The following is a 25,951-nucleotide window of genomic DNA, read 5'->3' as shown; positions in this document are numbered from 1 at the left end:
TTAAACGAGTAGGATGCTATTATTGAAGCAGCCACTCGGAAGCTGCGGCTTGCTGCTGCGCTGCTTCGCCGGTGAACGTCACCAGTGCATTAGTCTCTGAAGCGGTCTGGTACACAGCGGTAATCGTCGCAGGCTGTGAACCTTCGCCAGCGAGCCACAGTGGGCGTGGAGCATGAAGTGCGATCAGACCGGGCAGGTCGAGATACTTTGCTCCACCCGGCAGAAACATCGGATCACGATAGTCGAGCACCTGGCCAAAACGAAAACCTGCCGTGTCGATTGCGGTGCGGTCGATGGCATCGCCCGCGAGCCCGCATGCAGCCGCAACGATGGGACCGGCGCCGTGCCAGCCGGCAATGGAAACGCTTTTTAGAACGGAGTTCGGGCAGGGGCCGGAGTCCGCGTGACGCAGGAAGCTGACGATGCTCAACACATCGTGCGTGCGTTGGGCAAACAACGCGGGATTGTAGCCGAACGTATAGCCAGCGAATTCACGCGGATTTTCAACGACTCGAGTCTGCTTGACCGCTTCGCCGCTCTGAAGAAACAGATCGGCGCCCACTACGGCAACGCCCGCTTGAACCAGCTTTTGAACTTCGGGGTTCACGCTGCCTTCGTCGCTGCAAACCGCAGCCTTGCCGGAATCATCGAGCCAGAGGACAACGCGGCCACTCGGTTGCTTCGGACACAGCCAAACGACGTTTACTTCTTCTCCGTGAGTTTTGTTGAATAGCGTGCCGGTTTGTTGCACGTAGTCGCCACGATCCTGCTTGTGTTGCGGTGCCCACTGCACGTCGCCAGCATTGGCGTAGGTGCGGCCGATGATCACCTCAGCGGCAGGGCGGATGACTTCTCGCAGCCCTTCCGCTGTCGCCGCCGCTGCACTGAGTTGCTGCTCGGCGTCTTCGGTAAACCAGGCCAGCAAGTTGCGTTCGAACTCCGGATCGGCGGCCTTTGGTGCGGGATGCTGGTCGTTCCAGACGGTGAGTTGCTCGGGCGGCAGCGGTTCGAAATCGTGCTCGATCACGGGTGCCTGGGAACCAAGTTTAAAATGCTTGTTCAGGAACGTGTAAAAGGCGGATCGAGTGACCGCGTTGTAGTTGTGCGGAAAGTGCTCCCCCCGTTTTAGAAAGACGTCATTCGGTTTGCCGTACGCCGCGTAGAGCTGCTGCAACTGCGGAAATCCCTTAGTGGCCAGCTCTTTCGTCCAGTCGTCCGCGGTGTTCATTCCTTGCGGCCTGGGCGCAGCCAAGGCGGCGAACTCGACATTGCCGGTATTCACACGTAACAGACTCGCGTTTTCGCAGGTGCAGCCACCCTGCATCGCGGTGCTGACCATGACGACCGGAAACGAGAGTTTGATGCGGTCATCGATCGCTGCCAAAATCATCGTCTGCGTACCGCCGCCGCTCGCGCCGGTGACGGCGACACGTTGTGAATCGACCTCTGGCAGGCTGAGCAGGAAGTCCAGCCCACGTACGGCGTTAAGTGTTTGCAGTCCCATGACGTTCTGACAATGCGTCTCGGCTTGCGGACTGAATAAGCCCCAGTGCTTTGTCTTGTTCATCTCCGGGCGTTGTTTCGCAAATCCATGGACAAGCTCGCGCGAAAGCTGGATCGAATCCGAATCGCCGAGCATGTCCCACTGCCAAACCACGCAGCCCATTTGGGCCAGTTGACGACATTGCGATTGGTAAGTGCTGCGCCCGGCCCGCTCAAATCGCTCGGCGCCGTCGGCGATTAGACTACGCAACTTGCTGTCGGGCGTGATGTCCAATCGCGCATCCTTGTGGTGGCCGTGCGCCAGCATGACTCCCGGCACTTTGCCCTGGATGTTTGTCGGGCGGTACAGATTACCCGTCACGAAAAAACCGGGGGCACTCTCGAAATAGACCTTCTCGACCGTGTACCCGTCACGTTGGATCTTGCCGTGAATGACAGAATTGAGAGGTGTTTTGGTCGGCATCGGCCAGAGACCGGTTGCGACGAGAATTTGTCGCCGTACGTATTCCCTACGTGCCTCCCACTGCTCGAGCGAAGCCGGCGGATTGAAGGGGAAGTAGCCGTTCAGATCCTTGAGCGGCTGATGGCGGACGTCTTCGGCCCAAGCCGTCATAGTGACGCACAGCAGAACGACGAAAGCGATGAAGTGTTTCATGGTTTGATTTTCCTTTGGATCGAATTTCGCACGTTACGTCGAGTGAATCGCTTGCGATTCATAGTGGTGAACGATTATCTGAAACTCTGTGCCAGTCGTGCTGGCTGAACAGTTGGGGACAACGGTTCTACAATATGCGACTTCGTCACCTGAAAAGTACGAAAGTCGACCTTAGGGCTGAACGATAAATTAATGTCGTAATGGATCTTGCTAAAGATCCTGCTCTCAGGACGTGTAGCCACGTCCACTACGGTAATACCGACACCTATTTTACGGTCGCCCCTTAGGCATACGATTCACGGCGTTTCAGTAAATCAGTCGCTAAGCAGTTAGGCAGGAGTCTTTCAGTAAATTGGCTGTTTTGGCGCTAGCCACGGTTCTGGCGCTGAACCGGGGCTAGCGCCCAAACGCAACGCTGTGAAGCATTTTAGGCTGCTTGGTTTTGATGGAATTCGGCGAGTTTTTTACGTTCTTCCATGTTCAGTTTTCTTATTTCAGGATCGCCCAACGGTTTCTTGTGTGGGTTCTTTGGACGGTAACGCGCCTTCTTGTCCGTGCCCGCTTGATAGGTCTGGACGAGGGCTTGCGACAGGCTGTGCAGCATGTTGTCACTCGCACTGCAATATTTGTCGAGGCGACGCATGCAGCGTCGCAAGCAACGCATCGTGTTGGCCAAACTTCGTTTTTTCGGATCATAGTCGACTTGCTCGGGAACGTCTTGCTGTTCGGGAATCTGTTCTCGCAGCGCCAGCAGTTCGGCAATCGCCATCGCGCGAATCGACCAGTCCAGTTCCGCCAATGCCCGATCGCTGTTGCGGCAACGTAGTTTGTGCTTGTCAATGGTTTGTTTTAAGCCGCGGAATTCGACTTCGATTCCCCAACGCATTTTGTAGTAACCAATGAGCTGCTTGTGCCTCAGCTTACGAGCGCTCAATACGCTCGTAAGCATCCACATCTTCGTCTTGCCAACTTTCACTTTCACCAGACGCAGCTTCAGCGGCGGGGCGCCAGATTCCATCCTCCCCTTGGGCCAACACAAGACTCGACCTCCACCGAGTTGCTTGATATCAGCCTGCTCGCTGAGCAACTTCACGTTCGCTCCGACACGAACAAGGAAGTCACCACCGGCAGCCAGGATCGCACTCCACAGAGGATAACCTACGAAGCCCGCGTCACCACAAAACAGTGTCTTTTCCGGGAAAGTCTCTTCCTTAAGCATCTCCACGACGTGGCCTCGTTCGCTTGAGTTCGATGGCCCCAAACGCCAAGTCCACGGTAGACGAAGGCTCATGTGCCACATCATCGTGACCCAGATTTGAGGTTCTTGTGGCTGAGGTTTGTTCTTCTGGTTCCGCTTCCGTCGCATCCCCTTGGACTTCTTCTTTCCGTATTTGGCACGCACGCCGCGGCCATAGTTGGGTGCACAAAAAGCTTTCTCATTGGCGGCCGTTCGCGGGACCGTCACGCGTGACCCATCGAAGCCGATCAGTACCCAGTCAGCGGACCTCCAAAAACGTCCGCCCACTTCCTGGGCCAATGACTGATGTCTCTGGCGAAGCCGCGTCGTGAACAGCGATTCGTAGCGATCCAATGCGTTCATGAAGGCCGTGTAGGTTTTGGCGGTGCAGTGAAGCCCCAGCTCTTCACAGATTTCCATCGTCTGATCGAAGGCATCGGTGACGTTTATCTCATTTTGCCAAGACCAGATGAGTGCCTGGATCGCCAATTCTTCGGGCATCCATTTGATATTGCCATGAAATGTATCTTTGGTAAACAATTCACCTTTGGGAACAATCCAACGACACACCTCGTTGAAGATCGTCTTGTTCTTGCGACGAGATTGGCGGTTAGGTTTGCGACGTTGGTTTTGCTTACTACGTTTTGTCTGCTTCTTGCGACTCATGGCCAGATTCCTTTCTGACTGAAGTGTTTCAGTTAGTGTTTGGGGGGAATCTGGCTTTTTTCATATTCGGAGCTTGGTGAAAACCCCGCTTTTTACGTGCTCAAAATGCTTCACAGCGTTGGCCAAAACGGCTGATATGCCGAAAGACTCCTGCATACCTGCTTAGCAACCTGAAAACAAGACGCCAATTCAAAGACGAAACAACGATGACTATCCGACAAGCAAGCATAACCATCCAACTCATTGCCACTTCCTTTGTGCTTCATTTCAGTTCGTTGTACGCAGCGGAGATTGATACGCCGAAACCGTTGGACGATCGTTTGAAGGTGGAACTTTTCGCTTCGGAGCCGGACGTGGTCACGGTCACTGGATTAACGGTCGACGCGAAGGGACGTGTTTTGGTTGTCGAAAGTCACACGCACTTTCGCCCAGATGACTACGACGGCCCGGAAACGGATCGGATTCGACTACTGGAAGACACGACCGGCGATGGCAAGGCCGATCGTGTCGAAACGTTTTTCTCTGGGACCAAGTCCACGATGAATGTGGCGGCACATCCCAACGGATGGGTGTACGTGGCAACGCGAGACAGTGTGTTTAGGATTCGTGACCGCGACGATGATGGCAAGTCAGATCAACACCAGATGCTGGTCCAATTGGAGACGACGTCGGACTATCCGCACAACGGTCTGTCCGGTTTTGCATTCGATTTCTCAGGCAACGTATATTTTGGTTTTGGTGAAAACATGGGTCAAGACGCCACGCTGACAGCCGGACCGGGACACGTTTATTTTACGCTGGGCCAAAACTTCGCTGAGGATGCGGAACTGATCGGGAACGATGGCGTTCGCCTAGTGTCGCGGCGTGGATCGGGTGGTGTATATCGGATGCGTGAAGACGGTCGCGAACTCCAGCGTATGGCGACCGGGTTCTGGAATCCATTTCATCTTTGCTTCGACGCTTTCGGCCGCATGTTTTTGGGCGACAACGATCCCGGCAATCGTCCGCCGTGCCGATTTTTGTCAATCGTAGAAGGCGGCGACTACGGTTACCGACGACGAACACTGGAACCCTTTATTGCGATCAATGCGGAAGTCCCCGGCACCCTGCCAATGACATCGTCGACCGGCGAATCGCCAACCGGCATACTGGCTTACGAATCCAACTTGTTACCTGCTGAGTATCGCGGGAGTATTTTGGTCGCAACTTGGGGTGAGCATCGTATCGACCGATATCAACTCAAGCGTGATGGTGCCGGGTTCACGGTGAAGACGGAACCGATGGTCGCCGGAGGAGAGCATTTTCGGCCGGCCGGGATCGCGGTCGCGCCCGATGGTTCCCTTTACGTGGGCGACTGGGCGGATCGCTCGTACCCGCTGCACGGAAAGGGTCGCGTGTGGCACATCACGATGAAGGACACTCAAAGCGGTAACGCGACTAATCGCAGCGCGAAGATTCAAATGGATCGCTTGCGTTCTGCTGATCTGCCCACGCGAGAAGACGCCGCTCGCAAGTTGCTGGCCGCTGGCGATACTGGGAAGTCGCAACTTGCCGCCGCGATGCAGGATGACGCCAACGCGCGAGTGCGTTCGATCGCATTGACAGCACTGACGAGCGCTGGAGCGATAACACAAGCCTTAGCCGATCGTGCGCTCGCTGATCCCAACGAGGCCGTTCGGGAACAGGCTGCTCGGACTTTGCCCAACCAATGGATCGACTTAACTAACATCGTTAGCAACGATACTGCGCCCGCTGTGCAGGCTGCCGCGCTGCGTCGCATCGCTGACGCCGGTGCGGAAACCCTCATCCTGAAGACGCTTGGCAGCGACGATGCTTTCTTGCGGCAAGCGGCCACGCTTGCACTCGGTCAATCAGTCGACACAAAGCGTTTGTTGCAACTGACGTCACACGACAAGGCACCCGTGCGGCTGGCTGCGGTTCTATTGCTTCGTGGTGGGCCGAACGAAAACGGACCCTGGACGAAACTTGCAAATTCGGATGTCGATGAGATTCTAACCAGTGGCATCCATGATCCCGATCCGCAAGTCCGATTTGCGATCGTCGAGTGGATTGGCCGAGAAGAACTGAAGCGATTTCGTCAGCCGCTGGCCAACGCCTTGGCCGAACGAGCGACAACGCCGCAGTTGTTTGAAGCCTGGCTTGCGGCGTTGGCACAATTGGACGGTGTCATGGAGCGCTGGACGAAATCATCGGTTGGTGATTGGTGGGCCAAGAAGGCTCCGCAGCGATATGTTTCTCAGCTGCTCGATGACTCGCGAACTTCACCAGCGGTTTTGCGTCAAGTCTTGCTCTATCTACCGCAGGATCACGCGGCTTTGACGTTTGAGAAACTTCGAAGTTTGATCCAGTCGCAGGATCAACCGCTGCGGTTGGAGGCAACTCGCGTTCTTGCGTCGAACGAGTCCGCTGAAGCAAGAGCACTACTGGTCGAAATCGCATCGGATAATGACCAACCGGTGGACCTTCGGGCAGAAGCGATCATGGGCCTGAACCCAACCGCATCGGATGAGTTTGACATTTTGATGAAGCTGGTGTCCGATGTTGAACCAGCGATCCGCCACGAAGCATTGCGAACACTTCGCGGCGCTCAGCTCAATGACCAACAACGCTCAAAATTGCTGTCACTGGCCGACGATGCCATGACGATCGAGTTGGTGCAGCGGATACTTGATCCGGTAAAGACTCACTCGCGTCCCGATGCCGAAAACCTTTCGGAGTGGATTAGGTTGCTCGATGGCCCTGCCGATGCGGCAGCGGGCCAGCGAGTGTTCTTTCATCCGCGAGGTCCAGGCTGTTCGCGATGCCATCGGATCGACGGACGCGGAACAGCGGTCGGCCCCAGCTTTGTGCGAATGAACGGTCGGTTGTCATTAACGCGTGAGCGTCTTATCGAAACGATCTTGCAGCCCAGCAAAGAGATCGACCCCGGTTATCTGCCCGTGTCGATCTTGACCGTTGATGGCAGAATCGCTTCGGGAATCTATCACAAGCACAATGGCAAAGTCCGTAGCGTGATTGATTCGAACGGCAAGGTCCAGTCGTTCAAACTGGAAGACATCGAAGAGATTTTTCCGTCAAAGAACTCGATCATGCCGGACGGATTGGCGACAGCGATGACGCTTCAAGAATTTCGCGACTTGATCGCGTTCTTGAGTTTTCAACAGTGAGCTCCCGCGATCACGTTTTCAATCACTTCTCCGGCGACATCAGTCAGTCGGAAGGTTTCGGATTAAAGTTACCGAGGAATCAAAAAATGATGCTCAAATCAAATATTTTGATTTTGCTGGTTTGCTTTGCGGCACCACTCCTTGCGGGAGAAGCGGGCACGTCGTCGGTCGTGGCCGAGAAGCCCGAGACAGGTAACTTTGTCAAAACAGACTCCGGTTACATGGTTCCCTACACAGCGTCGATACCAGGGACCAACGTCACGTTTGAAATGGTTCCGGTTCCAGGATCACCATCCGGACAGATTTCGCCGTTTTGGATCGGAATGCATGAAGTCACACTTGGTGAGTATCGAGAGTATGCAAGCCTCTATGGGGCGCTGAAGGAACGCGAATCAAACCAGCGTGAACAGAGTTTCGAAGAAAATCGCGTGGATGCTGTCTCGGCGCCAACGCCAGTCTACGACCCCCGCGGTCGATTCGCGGGGGTCGAATCGTTGGACTATCCCGCATATTCGATGACTCTATTCGCTGCTCAACAATACACAAAATGGCTCAGCTTAATCTCCAAACGGCCATATCGATTGCCGACGGAAGCGGAATGGGAGCGTGCGTGTAGCTCCGGGGGTGGTGGCTACTTTTCGACAGAGGAGCAACTGCGAAAGGTTGCTGTCTTTGGGCTGGAAACTGACTCTATAGCTCCCGTCGGGACACGGCTGCCCAACGCCTTGGGGATTCACGATATGTACGGCAATGTTAGCGAATGGGTGATTACACGTTTTCCAGACAGCTCTGCTGACACAAATCAGACGATTGCTCGTGGTGAATTGGTGCAATGCTTGCCGGTGTGGATCAGCAAGGGAGGCAACTTTGCATCGACACTGGAGGATTGTTCCCTTCAACGGCGATTCGTTGTGACGTCGGAAGAATGGGATTCCGACGCCGATTTCCCCCGCAGTACGACGTGGCTCGGCAGTGAATCGGATCGAGTGAAGATAGGATTTCGGGTTGTTAGAGAACTCGGCGAACTTGATAAAACCGCCATGGCGAAATACTGGGACACGGAAACTCGGTCGTATCGCCAACTCATCGATACGAAACTCAAACATGGCCGCGGCGCAGAAGGAATCGTCACGCCCGAGACTCATCAATTGATGCAGTCCAACAAACAGCTTCCGATTTGGATTTATGATCCAGACTGATTGCAGACGCGGATATTTGATCGATCACAGCCTGGAATCCTGCATCGCTGAAGCGAACGAAAGAGTGTCAGTTTCTCACGAAATGAACGGATCCAAAGCGAACTTGACAGCCGAATGAAGGGCAGCCGAATCGTCCCTTTGAATTGATTCGTCTGTCCCCCATTCGTCTGTCAGAAACTTCTCGTTGCTGTCTGCAACTCGCTCGCGTGTTCAATGGCGGATTGCGGCGGTGCACCGAAGCTCGCAAACAGCTTATCTTGATGACATCGTGATCACGACCCATCGGCCACGATCGATATGTAACCAGTGGTCGGCACAATGTACAAAGGAGGCATTCCCATGCGTTTATTAACGAGTATTGCCCTTGCTCTATGGAGCCTATGCCTTTTAGACGCAGCAGATGTTCATGCTGAAGACGCTTATACCGTCAACAAGTCACACCCCCGCATTTTACTCAACAGTGAAAGCGTTAAGGAACTGGCCCAACACAGTCACGGCTCGCTCAAAGAAGAATATGCTGAATTAAAATCGAACGCCGATCGCGCAGTCAAAACGGGTCAAATACGATTCATCGACAACAAATGGGCGACGCCGACGGATCTCATGGCCTGTGGAATGTGTTATCTCGTTGAACGCGAACTCGGTAATCCTGATGCAAAAAAATATGCCATTCCTATCATCAAATGCTGGGGAGATGGATCGCGGATTACCAACAAAGAGCATTCGTCATTTGGTTATCACGCACTCGTTTACGATTGGATTTATGATGCGCTCTCCGAAAGCGAACGCAAGAAATTCGGTAACGCACTTGGGCAATGGTTAACCTGGTACACCCAAACGCCTGAAATCACACTCAGGAGTGGACACTGGGAATACAATCAAACATGGGGTGTTTCGCACATGAATGTCATGCATGCGCGAGACGCGATAATACAAAAGTTATATATCTCGTTAGCGATTACCGGGGCGGGTACTGAGCACGAATCAAAAGCGAGACAATTTTTGGATTCCTGGAATACGCGTATTCCGCGAGACTGTATTCCAGCCTTTGATGCCATGGGCGGTTCGTGGGCCGAAAGTCATGGTCACGGTTCCTATGGTCCAATTTCCGTCGTCCCCTGGGCCTTTGAGGCTTGGCGAACGGCAACTGGCAAGGACTGGTTTCAGCTTGGCAACGACGACACTTTTTTGAAAGAGATGTCGCGTTGGCTCACTTACATCACCGTCCCGCACACAGGGCGACATGCCTATATCGATGATGGCGGTGGCAGTAAGTATTCTTCGTTTGATAGCAGCGCACCCATCATTGCAAAAGTCTATAGCGATCCTCTCGCGCAAGCCGTTACGAATCAATCTTTTACCGAGGGTGGCTATAAGTATGGGAGCATTTGGGAACGCTTATTAATGAATTCCGCTGTTGAAGCAAAGACGCCAGGAGAAATGCAGCTGCCCTTGGGCTATTTGCTTAAAGGCGCTGGTCATGTTTTTATGCGATCACACTGGGACGACCCCAATGCTACATGGGCATTTTTTGGTGCCGGTCCCCATATCGCTGGACATCAACATGACGATGAAGGCCATTTCCTGATCAGTCGTCAAGGCGGTCTGGTCAGCAAGGGCGGTGGCAAAGGAATTGGCAATGATAGCGACCACTACTGGGGCGGATCACTGTGCTTTAACATTCTCACGATCTACGACCCCGATGAACAAATGCGTCGGAATAATGAAAACGAAAATGACGGCGGCCTAAGACGTCTCGTCTACGACAATAACAAAGTCGAACGCGGAAACATCACCGCATTTCAACATCACAGTGCATTCACTTATGCTGCAGCCAATCTGACGAAGGCATATGACAGCAGCAAGGTAAAAGAAGTCACACGACAATTCATCTACTTGCGCAATCCTAAAAAAGGGGGTGATGAATATTTTGTGGTGTTTGACCGCGTTCATTCCACACAGGCAGATTATGCCAAACATTTTGTCCTCCACATGCCAGAAGAACCACAACTTGGCGGCGACAAAACAGAAAAAGTTGCCGGACATGTCTACGAACACAACGGCGCAGGTCTTATCAGTACCTGGCTAAGCATGCCGCAAGATATGGGCGATGAGATTCCGGCTCTCTCGAGTGGTCGAAGTCGGATGTTCCTCAAAACGGTCTTACCAGAAAGGACAAGCATCACCAAACGCGGTGGCGCCGGTCACAAAAATTGGGGGCACCCACTTAATCCCAATTCGCAATATGACCATCACAACGCTGGTCGCAACAAAGGCCCAATTGCGAACTGGCGTCTAGAAGTCGCTGCGCCGCTAGCGGAGCGCAACTACTTCCTGCACGTCTTCCAAGTCAGCAACGAAGGCACCAAACAGATGACGGATGTCGACTTACTGCAAAAGGGCGAGTCGGTTGGTGTAAGTATAGGCAAGCAATGGGAAGTGAACTTTGACAAAACTGGAACGCTTGGCGGAAACGTAAAGACAGACGGTGGTGAATTGGTGAACCTCAGTGAGTCACTGGAAGTAACGGAGCAATACCTACAATGGAGTAACGCCATTAAAACCAAAACGTCTTCAAATTGAGCTTCATCATTGCCAGTGATTTCGAATCCGGAATGAATGACCCATTAAAGATTGCACGCAGGTGTTGTGATCAGATTACAGCTGCTAAATCTTTGCGATTGAGTGGGAAATAAGACTGCGTAAGTTTTGTTTCGATTCTTAGTCGCGATAGCCCTGGTTGAACGTAGGAACCGTGGTTAACGCCAAACGGCGAATATACTGAAAGACTCCTGCCTAACTGCTTCTCAAGCACGGTCGAATGATTTACTGCCTCGTCGGGTTGGACGCATCGAAAGTCGGTGATTGTAAGCCGTAACACGCGTCCATGCCGCGAGTCATTTTATGGCCTGTTCGCAGCGTTATCAGCTTCTGTGTTGTCAACGTTTTTCGGTTCGTCAAAGAACGGGAACAGTTTTTTGATTTCGTCGTCGGTAGGTTGGTGGCCGTATTCGCAGATCTCGAACACTTCGGCGTACTTCACCGCTTTGCCGCGGTCTTCTCCGTACCAACGGATCAGCGAATCACGATAGTTGCTTGCTTCGCCTCCCGCTCGATTGTTCCACACTTGGCGAATTTTCTCCAATCGCAAGTCCTTCATGCGGGCGGGCGGAGCTTGTGCGGCTATCTCAGCATTACCCAGTGCGCCGCCGTCGAACACCTGTGATTCCAATTCCGTAATCGCTTCGACCTTGGTTTCAAACGCATCGTCGATCGAGACGGCGATATCGGCAGTGAAAGGATACGGTTTTTGGAAGCGGTCGCTGGTGTACAGGAAGACCGGATTCTTTTCCAACGCAGGAACATCGGGGCAGAAAAACGGAACCGCAACCATGAAGGAGGCGTCCTGCACGAGAACGCCAACATAGCGATGATCAGGGTGATAGTCCCACGGACGGTGTGCGATCACGACGTCGGCTTTCCACTCACGAATCAGCCGCGTGATCGCGCGACGATTCTCCAGCGTCGGCATCAACTCGCCGTCGTGAATATCCAACACCTGCGATGTCGTGCCCAAAATTTCTGCCGCATTGCGAACCTCCTCTGTTCGTCGTTTCGCCAGCGCACCGCCTGACATTGCCCAATGCCCGATGTCGCCGTTGGTGACGGAAACCAATTTCACATGATGCCCGAGTCGTGACCATTTCACGCCACAGCCACCCGCACGGTATTCGGCGTCATCGGGATGAGCACCGAAGACAATGATCCTAAGTTTGCCATCGTCTTCGGGTAGGTCACCGGCGACTGCGACAGAGGACGTGAGCGTGATCGTGGTAAGTAAACAGAGTAAGAATCGCATGGATATTCTCTTTGAAGTTGTTGTTGAACACTATTTGTCGTGAACCGCTCCGCAGGATCTCCCTGCAACGCTTGTGAGTTGCCCCGCAGCCCGAAAAGCTTGGCGATTCTCTACGGAGCAACGGGTGTTGAGTTGCCTTCCCCGACGGTTGATAACCGCGTGCCGGGAATCGGGCGCTCTTGGGTTCCGTCGGGGAGTTGCCAGCCGACGGCGAAACAATCGTCGACCCTAGCTTCGTAATGCAACGCCTCGATGTAGTATCGTTTGCCCGCCTCCAAAGCGATCGGTTTTGATTTTTGTTCCGGGTATTTGTCCCAGTTTCGTGACGGCGTCCAGCGGTCGAGCTGGATGATCCGTTTCTTGTCGCTCGGCGTTTCGCTGCTGCTAAGCCAGAGTTCCGCATGATCGTCTGCGGCCATCGAAAACAAATAGTTACCCGTTTCTGGTGGATGAATATAGCCGCGAATTCGCGAGCCGTATTGATCCTTCCAATTGACGGGACCCTCGAAACGCGTGAGTAAACCGCTGCCTGTTGGCTTGTCCGGAAACTGTTTGTGCTTGGTCAGGGCGTTGATGCCACTGCCCGATACATCGTCCCAGTACTCGCGTTGGATGACGCCCGTGGGCAATCCCATCCTCTTCGCCTCGGCGTCCTCGCTGCAAAGAAATGCAACGAGATCCTGCAATTTCTCTTTGCCAAGTTTGTCGAAGCCCACTGGCATCAGCGAAACGGAACTGGCACGAATGTCTTCGATCTCGCCACGCGGTATTGTGTGCGTCTTTGCGGCGCTATCAACGAGCGTGATCTGCTTTTCATCTGCCGATTGGAACAGCCCGGTTAGCACCCCACCGCTGTCCGTCAGAATGGTGTAGCTGACGTAATCAGGATTGATCGATGCACTCGGTTGGATAATGTCACGCATCACCGCGTCCGGATCTCGATGAACGGACACGGTTAAATCAGCAGCGACTTTGCCTCCTTTGCCGCCGAACTGGTGGCAAGCGGCACAGTTGGCTTGCTTGCCAAAAAACAATTCGCGGCCCTTCTCGGGATCACCAGCAAGCATTTCTCGCGGTCGAGCAACTCCATAGTCAGTCGCGGAGGGCTGAATTGGGGGTGCCCAGGAGACAAACAGATGTTCCAGACGTAGTGGTCGCTCATTTGCATCAAAATCTGCGTGATACGAGGCGTCCAGTTCAAACGGTTCACGGGTCGTACCAGTTTGAACTGCGATTTCCAGTCGTCTGGATTCCGTCGGTAACACCTGCTGGCGATCTCCGCGAGGAGCTGTCAGGGGACTGGAGTCGCCCATTGCTGAAGCCGTGAACTCGGCAACATACGAAGTTCCAATCTTCTTGGCCGCAACTTCGGCTTCGCCACATCTCACCGCGAACCTGCCATTGCTTTGAAAACGCAAGGCCACTTCTCGACCGGGCAGCAATAACTGAGACCGCATTATCAATCGCCCTGGTTGTCCGAGAAGCTGCTGTAATTGCTCATGTTCCGCAGAGCCTGCTGTCATCACTTGCACAACGTTCGTGTCGACGTGAGGCAGCCAGCCCATCCATGAAGGCTTGTCATCTCCCTGACGTGTCCATTCAGCGCGAACGCCACCGAGATCGTATGACAACTCGATCGTTTCGGGATCACGAGCACTTGTAGCCAGTGCAGCCACACCGGGCAGAGTGATTCCGTAACGCACTCGCTGCGGATGGGCTGCCGTCGCGAAGGTGACCGTACGACCATCGGCCGAGACCTTTGCATTGCCAACATTTAGCGGACGACGCACCGCTGCCTTTGCAGCCTTGACGACTTCGTAGCCCGGCCAAATCCATTCGTGTCGGTCGCCCTCCCAAACAAACTCGCCATATTCGATCTCCGGCTTGCCAAGCTGTTTTGCATCCACTGGACGATCAAAGGCAACTTTGACTTCGACCGGGCTGGCTGGCCAGGCGATCACAGGTTGCGGTGCGGTGCGATCAAACGTGATTTTGTAGAGATGCCCTTTCGCTGCCGGGCCGGCGCCCCAATCGGGACGCCCACTGTGACCGGTCACCACCAAATCGCCCTGCGGCGATATTGCAACGTCAGTCAGCAATGACTCAAACGCGGCAAATTGAATCTGCTTACCCACATATCCGGCGCGAGTCTTTGCCAGCGGCGCACGCCATAACTTGCCACGTGAGAAACCTGTCACGATTGCGTTGCCGCCCCAGTGATCCGGCCCGAACGGTTTGCGGTTCGCTTTCGCTATGTTGAAGCGAAATCCACATGTTGACTGATGCTGTGGCGAGAAACCGACGACATAGGGTTCGTCCACAACGTCAGGCAAATACTTCGCGTGTCGAAACGGAAACCCATAGTGTCGACTGGGAATGATATGCAGCAACTCGTCACGCGGATTGCCACCCGGAAACCAGGTGTCGCCTTCTTGATCGGTCGCGAACAGATCGCCGTGTTGGTTGAAGTCGAGACCGATGACAAAACGCAGCCCGGTTGCAAGAATCTCTCTGTGCTTGCGATCCGGTGACACTTTCAGGATCGTCCCTCGTTCGCTTGCCAAGTCGTAATGCGACTGGCCTTTGCTATCGAGTAGCCACGCTTTGTTGTACGACATACAACCAAGACTGAAGTACAAGTTTCCTTCGTTGTCGATCGCAACTCCGGCCGCATCGTTGCGCGTATCGCTGTTGTGTGTCTCTTGAGGCCAATCCGTGACCACCGCTTTGCTCGCGTCGGCTCGGCCATCGCCGTTAGCATCGGTCAACAGAGCGATCTTTCCGCGGGCTGCTACGTAGACGCCCTCTTTGGTTGGCAGGATACCCACCGGCGTGAGCAAATCACCGCCCTTGGACCAGAAGACTTCCGACTTGTCTTCGATCCCGTCGCCATTGGTGTCTGTCAGCACGTACACGCGACCATCGTAGCCTGCCGCATAGAGCCGACCGTCGGGTCCATACTCCACGCTGTTAATATTTGTCAGGTCGATCGGCAACCGGTGAACATCGATCCCCGGAACAAGCGTCGCAACTTGCGGTTCTGCGGCGATCATTTCGGAACTGCCTGCAGAGTACAGAGCAGCGAACAGAAAGATACCGCTGCACACTGTCGCAGGGGAAAATCGCATCTTATTCATGGGTAACGCTACGTTGACGAATTTGTGGAGTTGGTAAACTGCGGGGCGATGTCGGCGGTAGTGCATTGGAACAGGGCGGTGATCGGAGCCACGCGGCGAAAGCCATGCTCTGGGATGTGGTCGCGGACTCGTATTACGGTGCCGGTGTCGGAGTGTCCCAGCGGATTTTATAGAGTCGCTCGTCCGCCAGCTTTAACGGCACTCCATCGGTGAATCGGATCGTGTCGCTCCACCAATTCTCTGCCGTGGCTTGGTGAAACACGATGCGATCGGAGACGGAGCTGCGATCAACCGACTTGATTTTCAATTGATCGCCAAAGCCTTCAGCGACATTGAAAGTGAGTTTGTCGCAGTCGAACATAAACACCTGCGTGTCGGTCGTCACGAACAGCTGTTTGCCGTCGTGTTTCGGCGACAGATCATGTCCACCGTTGCTGGGAAGCGTCGTGCGCGATCGTACCTTCCAGCGTTCTTGGGGTGTCGCTTCCGCGTCGGCAACCAACGCCAGCAGCTCTTTCTCTCCGAGGGCCCAGAGGCATTTGCGATGGGAATCCCAAACGGTTCCGTGAGCGCCCAGCAAGGAGATGGCCTGCACGACAGAGGCAGGCTTTTGTTTTTCGTCGCGATTATAGAATTGCACCTGATCGCCGCCAAAGCTCGACGCAACGGCGAGCTGACGATCGGGCAACAAGCAGGCACTATGAGCATTCTTTGTTTCGGCCAAGAAATGGCATTCTTTCGTGGTGCGGTCGATCAGTGCCACTCCGCCACTCGATGACGTGATCAACAGCAAGTCACCTTCGTACGGCTTGCAATCATCGGTCGACCGAAATCGCGAGTGAAAGTTCGCGGGAATCGAAGGCGATTGCTCCGCACGCCAACTCCACTTCTTTACCTCCGGCATCTCGGGGTTGATAACAAAGACTTCTTCGGCACCGCAGCAGATTAGGTCATGTGGTTCCGCCAACGCAGTCATCGGCATCAAAGTCAACGCGAAAATGAAAGTAGCAAAGGAGACTCGCGTCATCAGCCAAGTCTTTCTTGAAAAGTTCATCAAGGGTCTCGAATCATGTTTGGGTGTTTGCCGCGGATGGTTCAGTCGGTCCAGTGTTGGCTCGGTAGAGCGATCGACGTCCCTGCATTGTATTCGTTCTATAGAACAAATTGTGCAAAGATTGGATTCGGTCCTTCGGTAGCCAAGAGATTCTTAGACAATGGCATCAAACGACGGGCCGTTGGCCGGAAATCATTGAACGACCGGCATTTAATGTCGATGAAATCGCGTGTCGCCCGACGCCGCTTTGACGAGCACACACGGCTAGAGTCGATGGTCCAGCCGCCCTGACGAGAAACATCGCCTCGACACCGACTTGCTGGACAGCGGCAGTGTTGCACTTGCTTTGACGAATTCGTTCGCTAAGATAAAGGCGGCGTAGCGAATTCGTTCGCCATCCCAGCTTTGCAAATTTCTGTTCGCGAGGGTTTATCGGATCATGGCACGACACGCTTCTTCGCAACCGACCGAGGTCGAGCTGCAAATCCTGCGAATCCTTTGGGATGACGGGCCGAGCATCGTTCGGCATATCCACGACTCGCTCCAGGAGTTCAAACAGACGACATATTCGACGACTGTGAAAATGTTGTCCGTGATGTTGGACAAAGGGCTTCTTAAACGTGATGACGACGCAAAACCCCAGATTTATCGACCGGCGTCGCCGCAGCAGCGTACCCAGAAGCGGATGCTCGGTGACCTGATCGACAAGGTCTACGATGGCTCGTCGTCGGCGTTAATGATGCACGCCCTGTCCAGCAAGAAGGCGACGGCAGAGGAGTTGCAACAAATCCGCGACTTGTTGGATCAGATGGAGGGCGAGTCGTGAACGATATGCTTTTCTACGAAGTCGGTCAGCGCGTCAGTTGGACGTTGGTGCATTCGCTTTGGCAGTTCGCATTGATCGCGGTGGTGTTGGGAATCGGTCTGCGTTTGACGCGCGGTCGCAGCCCTCATGGACGATACTTGGTGAACCTTTTCCAACTCGCGATGGAGACTGTGTTTTTCTATCACCCGGCGGTTTGGTGGGTATCGCATCGAATGCGAACCGAGCGAGAAGAGTGCTGCGACGAGATTGCCGCGAACATGACCGGCGACCGAATCGGCTACGCAAAGTTGCTGGTCTGGCTGGAAGAAGCACGCCATCAGCCATCGAAGCAAACGCTCGCCATGTCCGCCGATGGCGGATCGTTGCTCGGTCGAGTGCGTCGACTCGTGTCCACTCCGGCAGAGGCAAGCGGCACCGGCTCCGTATTCATTGTCGCCTCTGTGATATTTGTTCTAGCCATTGGCTCCGTGCTCGCGATCAATGCCGCTAGCTCTCTCGCACAGCAACCCGTGGCAGCTGATGACGATCGTCTGGCGGTACAGGTTGTCGATGATATCTCAGTGAAAATGATCGCGGTGTTGCCGCAACAGGCGACCGCAGAGAAAGCGTGGCGTCCAAGCGGAGAGCTTTTCGAGGAATTGCCTGTCTTGCCGAAGGTGACAGACGACTCGCCGGCCAAGCCGATTCCGGGAATTGACTACGTTTTCAAGTTCGAAGGTCTAGCGGTCCATCAGAATCCAACCTACACGACAGAAGGGCTGAAGGGCTGGCGTCAGCCGAGTGACGATGGATTCGTTCGAGTTGAAACGCAACCTTCTGCGGAGAGCACAAGCACAATAATTGAAGTCGGCATTCCCGACAAAGAGTGGGGACCATGGGTGTCGGTGAGTATTGACGGCGAAATCATCGCTCCGGTCATTGTGCCACCGCGATTACGAAATGCCCACAGCATCATGCGAGTCCACGATGCTCGTGCGCGGGGCGATCGTACGATGTTGCGTTGGGCCTACGATCGAGCCGAGCGTCCAATCGCCACCTTTGATCTTGTTGCTGTCGATAAAGATGGAAAGCGACTTCAAACGTGGGGACGCACGTTATGGGACGACGAGGATGGCGTAACACGAAGTGCAGAAGTGTTTGATCATCCAATCGACAAAATTGATCACTTCGAGTATCGCCTTCGTCCGTATCGGTATTGGGTCACGTTTGACAACGTATCGCTGCAACCTGGACAGAAGACGAGCTTCAAGACATCCGTTGAAACCGTTCCCTTTCCGCCTGCTGATGATCTTGGTACTTCTCTATCGCCACCGGCCGACCCGAAATCCCAATCGCTTGGCGAGCAGGTGCATCGGCAACTGTCGGCGATCAGCAAGCTCAACTCGGCACTCATCTCCACGCAAAGTTTCACTTCGTATTACGGTGATCTCAAAGGTCTGATCGGTCTGAAAGACGAGCGTTCGCTTGACCATTTGAGGGAAACGCTCAGCAAACGCGATTTCGACAAAAGTCTTTCCACGGCCAATCAAACGTGGGCTTGGAACAACAATGAAGTCGTTTCCACCGAGCGACATAAATATGTTTACGAGGGTGAGCCATATGACCAGACCTCAGAACATACATGGAACGGCAAACGGGGTTGGTGGCGAGATTCAAATGGCTCGTTTGGTCGATACCGAACCTTTGCTGACGCATTCGTGAATCACTACTTCAAGCCATCACAGTTTTTGCACTTGGGCGATCATCGCTTTGCGTGGGTTGAACGAGGCAAGGAACCAAGCTTCTTTCTGAGCTCAACGATTCCAGTGGAGTACGCCAACTATCAAAGTCTTCCCGCCGAGGATTTCGGCGGTGAACGCTGCCATGTGATACGGTCGATCCCACGTGAAGAGCAATATTGGATCAGCCAAAAAACGGGGCGATTGCGCGGTTGCCTAAAGTTCATCAACCAAGGCAGGTTCACTTGGATACATGAAATGGAATCCGCTCGGAAGCTGGCCGGGCGATCGTTCGATTCACGAGAAGAGTTCGGGCAGTGGTTTGATGAGGCATTGACGGATGAGCAGCGTTACCAGTTGCATTGCGAATTCCTCTATCTTCACCAAGCCAACCAGCACCCGAAAGACTTGATCGAGTTTTCAGACTACCGCGAGGTCGCCTCCGGTATTGAAATGCCGATGACTGAATGGTGGTCCAGTTGGATGCACGAGGGGAAGCAATACAAGTACAACATCAATCAAACGGTGGTGCGCGAGGTCAATGTCGCACCCGATCTACGACCGCTGGTTGATAAGGCATTGCCGAAGAAGGGCGATGCCGTCAACGACTGGCGTTTCGCGACTTTTGTGAAATACGTATTTGACCCTGAGATGGCTGAATCAGAGATTCACGCAATGGTCGACAAAGCCATGCAAGAACAGACATCCAACAAAAAGCAGCTTGACAGAATTCTCAAGCCGCTCAAGGAAATGGTTGGCAAGCCGGCTCCGAAACTGAATGGCCAGTGGATCACGGCCGAGAAGCTGCCGGACAGCCGTCCGGAAAAGCCCACGCTATTCCATTTCTGGGCGACGTGGTGCGGTCCGTGCAAGAACGACATTCCGATGCTCAACGAATTGCAAGAGAATGGCTGGGCAATCGTTGGCGTCCACGCTCCCGGAACCGAAACCGACGAAATCGAAAAGGCAATCGACGACTCGGGCATCGAGTATCCCGTGCTTCTGGGTAGCGAAACCGAAGGCGTTGGTAGCCAATCTGACAAAATCTCTGGCTATCCCGTCAACATGTTTCCGTGCTGTGTTCTTGTCGACAAAGATGGCAAGGTGCAGGCAGTGGGGTCACTCCGCGACGTCCTTAAGCCGGATCGCTAGGTCGAGATCACTGGTCGGGAGTGCCAGCGGCACGAAACGAAAGTTGTCGAAATCAAACGTTTTTTTCACGCTGCAACCGGGGCTTGCGCTGGACCGCTAAAACTTGGGGCTTGTTGTGATTTTTGGTTACGCTGGCTTTCTGCCACCTCTCCACCAACTTCGTTGGGGGAGAGGTCGAACGGAGCCTTCAGCGACGTTCGGGTGAGGGGGTTGACCGAGCAAGCCACTCGCCGACGATAACGCCGTTTGCACCGAAATTGCTCGCCGATAGCGCGGTCGCCCCCTCACCCGAGCAACGCCTAAAGGGCGTGCTCGACCTCTCCCCCGACTTCGTCGGTGGAGAGGTAACTGCACTATAGACCGGAAGAAAAACTCACCCCCATTATCCGACGTCAATACCAACGTTTTAGAGGACCAAGCTTGCGCCGTGTCGCTACCAAGGTAGATGGCAATGATCGATGGTCTATTATTTCGATCGCCAGGATGAATTGGATCAACGAAGAAACGGGCTGTGCGCTTAATTTCTGATTCGAGTCCTGGAGCTTTTATATCTTTATGCATCCACTTTTCAGCAGTCGGGCTGGAAATTCACAATGCAGCGAGCATCAAAATAGCCAACCCTATATACTTTCGGCGTCCCATCGGTTGGTATGCTGGAATCCTGCAGTTGTAATTGCGGTACTTCGCCAACTGCGTGCGATCCGGTGAGACACCAACGCCAATGACGCTTGGCGAATCAAGAGCTGCTGTGGCATGGATAGCGGCCGCGACTTTTTCTGCTTGGTCTGCTCAGTCAGGCTCCGTGATTATGTTTTGATTCGCACAACTAACCCATTTGCAGCAGGGAACAATCTTTTGAAAAATCGACGCTTTGCTTTTGAAAATTCTTCCCGACTCCATTGCGTTGTGCGATGGACACTGCTGATGTTAATGATGTGCTGCGTCGGCTCACCCGTGTATAGCGATGATGATCTTCCGGGCGGTGGTCAGGCGACCCCGGTGGATTCAATTGCTTTGCCCGCCGGTTTTCACGCTCAATTGCTGCGGTCAGCGAAAAAGGGCGAAGGGTCGTGGATCAGCATGACGTTCGACAATCGAGGCCGAATCATTCTGGGACGCGACAAACGAGGTGTGGTCAGATTGTCATTAAGCGACAATCGTGGCCACGCGGATCGCTTTGAAGTGATCGAAAATACGCTGCAACATTGTCGCGGAATTCTCTGGGCGCACGACAGTCTGTATGTGTGTGCAACGAATAACAGCGGCTTCTACCGGCTGCGCGACACGAACGGCGATGACCAGTTTGATTCCGCTGAAGAACTCAAGTCGTTCGATTACCAGAGTCGGTATGGGCACGGTCCCAATCAAGTTGTTTTGGGGCCAGACAACATGCTGTACATCGTCAACGGCAACGACGTGGCGTTTCCGGAGGGTTTTGCGGTCGATTCGCCTTATCGAGATCCCCAGGACGACCATCTGTTGCCCGAGTCTCGGGACGACGTGCAAGATATTCGCGTGGGGCATGTTGTGAAGACGGATCCCGACGGCAAGAACTGGGAGATCATCGCCGGAGGTTTTCGAAATCAGTTTGACGTGGCCTTCAACGATGACGGTGAAATGTTTACCTATGACGCTGATATGGAATGGGATATCGGGCTGCCGTGGTACCGTCCGACTCGGTTGAATCACGTCGTCTCTGGCGGCGAATACGGTTGGCGCTGGGGAACGGGCAAATGGCCGGAATACTTCGCCGACTCTCTGCCCACCACGCTTGATACCGGATTGGGTTCACCCACGGGGCTGGAGTTCGGCACGCGGTCTCACTTTCCACCAGCATACCGTGAGTCTCTGTTTATGGGTGACTGGCAGCACGGTCGCATTTTTCAAGTCGAATTAACAGCTCGCGGTGCCAGCTATGAAGCAGAGTACAAAGTGTTCCTGGAAGGCGGAGCATTGAATGTCTGCGATCTGACGTTTGGACCTGATGGAGCCATGTACTTCATCACCGGAGGACGCGGTTCGCAATCGGGACTGTATCGAGTTACCTACGATGGCCCCGAAGTCGCTAAAACCACTGATGCCGCGAAAACCCCTGATGCCGCAGAAAATTTGCGCAGCGCTGAGCAAACCGATCAGGCACAGCAAGCAGCCTCTGCGCGAGAGCTGCGACACCAGTTGGAACAATGGCACCGGCGGAGCGACGCCAACGCCAACGCGATCGACATCGTGTGGCCTCACTTAAACAGTGAAGATCGCTGGCTGAGATTTGCCGCGCGACTGGCCATTGAACGCCAGGACCCGGCACTTTGGCGTGAACGTGCGTTGAGCGAATCGCGGCCGAGAGCGTCGATTGCCGCGTTGCTGGCGTTGGCGCGACTGGGGCGTGCTGAGGATCAGTCGGATTTATTGACGGCGCTGGGGCGACTGCCGCTGCCGACGTTGGAGCGAGAACATTTACTGGACGCTCTGAGGGTCTTGCAATTGAGCTTCATTCGCCAAGGGCATCCTTCCGAATCGGACCGCGTCCAAGTGCTGGCGCGACTCAGTCCGTTGTATCCGCAGACCAGCAGCTATGTGAATCGTGAATTATGCGGTTTGCTGATCTATCTGCAGGCACCCGAGGTGGTACCGCGCACGGTCGAATTGATCCGCACGGCGATCAGTCAGGAAGACGTCGTCTTTTATTCGCAACGGCTTGCTCGCGTCTCGGCAGGCTGGACGGTCGAAACGCGTGAGGCGTTTTTTGATTCGCTGCTGGCGGCTCGCCGTTTTCAGGGCGGAAAGTTGTTGAGCGTCTCTCTGCAACATATCCAGGAAGATGCGATTGCCACATTGACCGATGCGGAAAAGATACATCTGAAACCTCGACTGGAAATGTTGGCAACGGCGGCCGAGGAACCTAGCGAACACGAATTGCCTTCCGCCTCGTTTATCAAACAGTGGACGTGGGAAGAATTGGAAGCAGAATTGCCAAGGACGCGTCACGGCCGGTCATGGGAACAAGGCCGCGCCGCATTGGCCAAAGCGCAGTGCGTGAAGTGTCATCGTGTGAGCGAACAAGGCAGTTCCACAGGACCGGATCTCACTCACGTCGGACGCCGCTTTGACGAACGCGCCCTTCTGGAATCGATCGTTCAGCCGTCCAAAGTGATTGACGAGAAATATCGCCTCAGCAGCTACTTGTTGGACAGTGGCAATGTTATCACCGGTCGACCGATCGGCGTATCCGCCACGGTGATCACTGTCCAGACCGATTCGCTGCGAGCTGAAACGGTGGCGTTGAACCGGGCGGAAATCGAACAAACATCGCCAGGCCGTCTTTCACCCATGCCGTCCGGTTTGATGAACGTGCTGACGCTCGATGAGATACTGGATGTCCTTGCGTACCTCAAATCCGGTGGCGACCCGCAGGCAGATGTTTATCAATAGAGGCTGATAATTGCCGAGGTAATCGCATCGGACCAGAACCAAAACAATTGGGTGTGAACCGATGGATGCATTTCTAGCAGACTACACATTCATCCCAGCCAGCTCCCTTCTTCAGTGCCCGCCGATAATTCAATGCAAAAATATTCCGAACACTCGATTCATCGTATTTCCATCATTCGCTGTACGTTGACTTTCCTTGTCGCGACTTGTTGCCTCTTGCTTGCAGCGGTGCCTTTTGCAGAAGCGAACGACGCTCCGTTGGAAAAATCCCCATTGTTGGCTTTTTTTTCAGCGGTCGAGACGGATTCGTTTCGTCCGGGTGCAAAGATCTTCGCTGATCGAACCTACACGTGTCCCGCTGTTCCAGATGCTTTGAATGGGATGGCATTCATCCGAACGGAAATCGATGGATATCAGTTTGAATGTCTGCGTGCGGGCATTGTTTATGCACTCACCCCAGACGCTCGTCTCAAAGGCGCAGCAAGCCAACAAGACTACTTGGGGGAGCAAGGATTTGGGCAGGTGGAGATCGATGAATTCCAACTGTTTGGAACGAACGCAATCGACAGAGTGACCGTTTATCGGAAGTCGCTGGCCGTAGGAGACCAGTTGGTGATCGGAAAATGGGCGGTGCTGTTAGGTCCAAGCGGTACCGAAATTACTCAGTGGAAGCCGCGTCCGTGGCCGGAGAATGAGGGTGAGTTGTTGTACAACGGCATCCAACTGCCTCGTGTGTGGCCGCCAAGACATATGGGTGGACATGGGAACGACCCGTTGCCGGTTCCTTATCTGGATTACCCGCCGGCAGAGCTTGCGATCGACACCGGGAGGCAGTTATTCGTCGATGATTTTCTGATCGATAGCACCACGTTGCAGCGGACTTGGCACAAGGCTCGCAAGTATGAGGGCAATCCTGTTCTGAAGCCTGAGAGCGAACTTGAGTTGGGGGTAAACAGCGGTTCCGCTCCGATGGCGGCTCCGTTCAGCGGCGGCGTTTGGTATGACCCAACCGATCAGCTTTATAAAATTTGGTATTGTGCTGGCTGGTTTGAAGGGACTGCCTACGCGGTTAGCCGCGACGGAATTTCATGGAGTCGCCCTGAGCTGGATGTGCAGCCGGGGACCAATCGTGTTATCCCAGCGAAAGGACGTCGCGACTCGGCGGCTGTGATTCTTGATCCGTTTGCTACGCGGCAGGAGCAACGATTCAAGATGCTGCTCTGGGGACGGCCGCACGGTGGCGAATTGTTTACGTCTGCCGACGGCGTCCACTGGAGCGATCCCGTGTCGACAGGTCCGATGGGGGATCGCAGCACTATTTTCTTTAACCCGTTCAGGAGAAAATGGGTCTACAGCATCCGTTCGTCATGGCATCAACGAAGCCGAAATTACAGTGAGCACGACGACTTTCTGAGTGGTGCGGCGGTTGCGGATCAAGTGAAATGGATGCGCGCAGACAACCTTGATCTACCCGATTCACATTGGTTTTATGCGTTTCCTGATCGTGACCCAAAGCCACTCGACCCTCAGCTGTACAACCTCGATGCGGTTGCGTATGAGTCGCTGATGCTTAGTGCGTTGTCGATTTACCAGGGGCCTCCGAATTCGGATTGTGCAATAGAAGGGGTTCCCAAGATGACGGAGATCCATCTTGGATTCAGTCGCGATGGATTTCATTGGCACCGCCCTGATGATCGCGCACCCTTTATCGCTGCTAGTCGGACGGAAGGCAGTTGGGATCGAGGGTATCTGCATTCGAACGCCGCTGTCTGCACAGTTGTTGGCGACGAGTTGTGGTTCCACTACACAGGGTTTGCTGGAGATCCAGCCCGTAAGGGACGCGATGCCTGGGACAACGGTATGTATGCGAACGCATCGACGGGGATTGCCAAGTTGCGACGCGACGGGTTCGCCAGCATGGATGCAGGAACCGACGGCGGTACTCTGACCACAAAGCCGGTCCTGTTCAGCGGCAATCGGTTGTTTGTCAATGTCGACTGTCCCCATGGTAGTCTTCGGGTCGAAGTGCTCGATGAAAACAGTCAGCCTTTGAAAGGATTTTCTGCAGTGCGGTGCCGTGCGTTGACTGCCGACAGCACCTTGTCGGAAGTGACTTGGGAAGGAACCACGGATCTGTCGAGTCTGGCTAATACTCCGGTCCGTTTCCGCTTTTATCTCAACGACGGCCAGTTGTATTCTTTTTGGGTTTCCCCTAGTGAATCGGGTGCCAGCAACGGGTATGTCGCGGGTGGCGGTCCAGGCTTTGACGGTGCAATCGACACTGTTGGGAAAAGTGCCTACTTGAGAAAAAATCGCTTGGGGGAGTGA

At 54.2% G+C, this 25,951-nt stretch carries 12 protein-coding genes; 7 read left to right on the top strand and 5 right to left on the bottom strand.

Features of this window, described 5'->3' with window-relative positions:
* Positions 1–19: 19 nt before the first annotated feature.
* Both SH528x_RS26500 and SH528x_RS26495 read right to left on the bottom strand, forming a co-directional pair.
* Entirely contained in the window at positions 20–2,158 is a 2,139-nt protein-coding gene (locus tag SH528x_RS26500; RefSeq protein WP_442506454.1) for an acetylxylan esterase, read from the bottom strand.
* A gap of 427 nt (positions 2,159–2,585) precedes the next feature.
* The gene (locus SH528x_RS26495) at positions 2,586–4,061 is read right to left on the bottom strand and encodes a transposase (protein WP_442505179.1); all 1,476 of its coding nucleotides are present in this window, start codon (positions 4,059–4,061) and stop codon (positions 2,586–2,588) included.
* A gap of 206 nt (positions 4,062–4,267) precedes the next feature.
* Here SH528x_RS26495 and SH528x_RS26490 point away from each other — a divergent pair, with 206 nt between their 5' ends.
* The 3 genes from SH528x_RS26490 to SH528x_RS26480 all read left to right on the top strand — a co-directional run bounded on the left by SH528x_RS26490 (position 4,268) and on the right by SH528x_RS26480 (position 11,031).
* Complete coding sequence (locus SH528x_RS26490) at positions 4,268–7,249, top strand: PVC-type heme-binding CxxCH protein (protein ID WP_442506453.1); 2,982 nt, start codon at positions 4,268–4,270, stop codon at positions 7,247–7,249.
* A gap of 86 nt (positions 7,250–7,335) precedes the next feature.
* Positions 7,336–8,448, top strand: coding sequence for a formylglycine-generating enzyme family protein (locus SH528x_RS26485; RefSeq protein ID WP_442506452.1), 1,113 nt, complete (start codon positions 7,336–7,338; stop codon positions 8,446–8,448).
* A gap of 339 nt (positions 8,449–8,787) precedes the next feature.
* A complete protein-coding gene (locus SH528x_RS26480; protein WP_442506451.1) occupies positions 8,788–11,031 on the top strand; it encodes a hypothetical protein in 2,244 nt (747 codons plus the stop codon).
* Positions 11,032–11,350: 319 nt separating this feature from the next.
* On the opposite strand, the gene SH528x_RS26475 is transcribed toward SH528x_RS26480, so the two are convergent.
* From SH528x_RS26475 to SH528x_RS26465, 3 genes are all read right to left on the bottom strand, one after another.
* Positions 11,351–12,307 (bottom strand): PIG-L deacetylase family protein, encoded by a 957-nt coding sequence (locus tag SH528x_RS26475; protein WP_442506450.1) that lies wholly within the window; start codon positions 12,305–12,307, stop codon positions 11,351–11,353.
* 110 nt (positions 12,308–12,417) lie between these two features.
* On the bottom strand, positions 12,418–15,435 hold the full coding sequence (locus tag SH528x_RS26470; protein WP_442506449.1) for a DUF7133 domain-containing protein: 3,018 nt from the start codon (positions 15,433–15,435) through the stop codon (positions 12,418–12,420).
* 142 nt (positions 15,436–15,577) lie between these two features.
* Entirely contained in the window at positions 15,578–16,498 is a 921-nt protein-coding gene (locus SH528x_RS26465; RefSeq protein WP_442506448.1) for a DUF6528 family protein, read from the bottom strand.
* A 439-nt stretch (positions 16,499–16,937) separates the two neighbouring features.
* Between SH528x_RS26465 and SH528x_RS26460 the strand changes: the two genes are divergently transcribed.
* The 4 genes from SH528x_RS26460 (at position 16,938) to SH528x_RS26445 (ending at position 25,951) form a co-directional block, all read left to right on the top strand.
* The gene (locus SH528x_RS26460; RefSeq protein WP_442506447.1) at positions 16,938–17,324 is read left to right on the top strand and encodes a BlaI/MecI/CopY family transcriptional regulator; all 387 of its coding nucleotides are present in this window, start codon (positions 16,938–16,940) and stop codon (positions 17,322–17,324) included.
* Positions 17,325–17,329: 5 nt separating this feature from the next.
* On the top strand, positions 17,330–20,194 hold the full coding sequence (locus SH528x_RS26455) for a redoxin domain-containing protein (protein WP_442512181.1): 2,865 nt from the start codon (positions 17,330–17,332) through the stop codon (positions 20,192–20,194).
* A gap of 924 nt (positions 20,195–21,118) precedes the next feature.
* Positions 21,119–23,623, top strand: coding sequence for a DUF7133 domain-containing protein (locus SH528x_RS26450; protein WP_442506446.1), 2,505 nt, complete (start codon positions 21,119–21,121; stop codon positions 23,621–23,623).
* A gap of 132 nt (positions 23,624–23,755) precedes the next feature.
* Entirely contained in the window at positions 23,756–25,951 is a 2,196-nt protein-coding gene (locus tag SH528x_RS26445; RefSeq protein WP_442506445.1) for a hypothetical protein, read from the top strand.

Source organism: Novipirellula methanifontis, assembly GCF_052161655.1.
Classification (GTDB): Bacteria; Planctomycetota; Planctomycetia; order Pirellulales; family Pirellulaceae; genus Novipirellula.
This window is presented reverse-complemented; position numbering and strand designations above follow the sequence as displayed.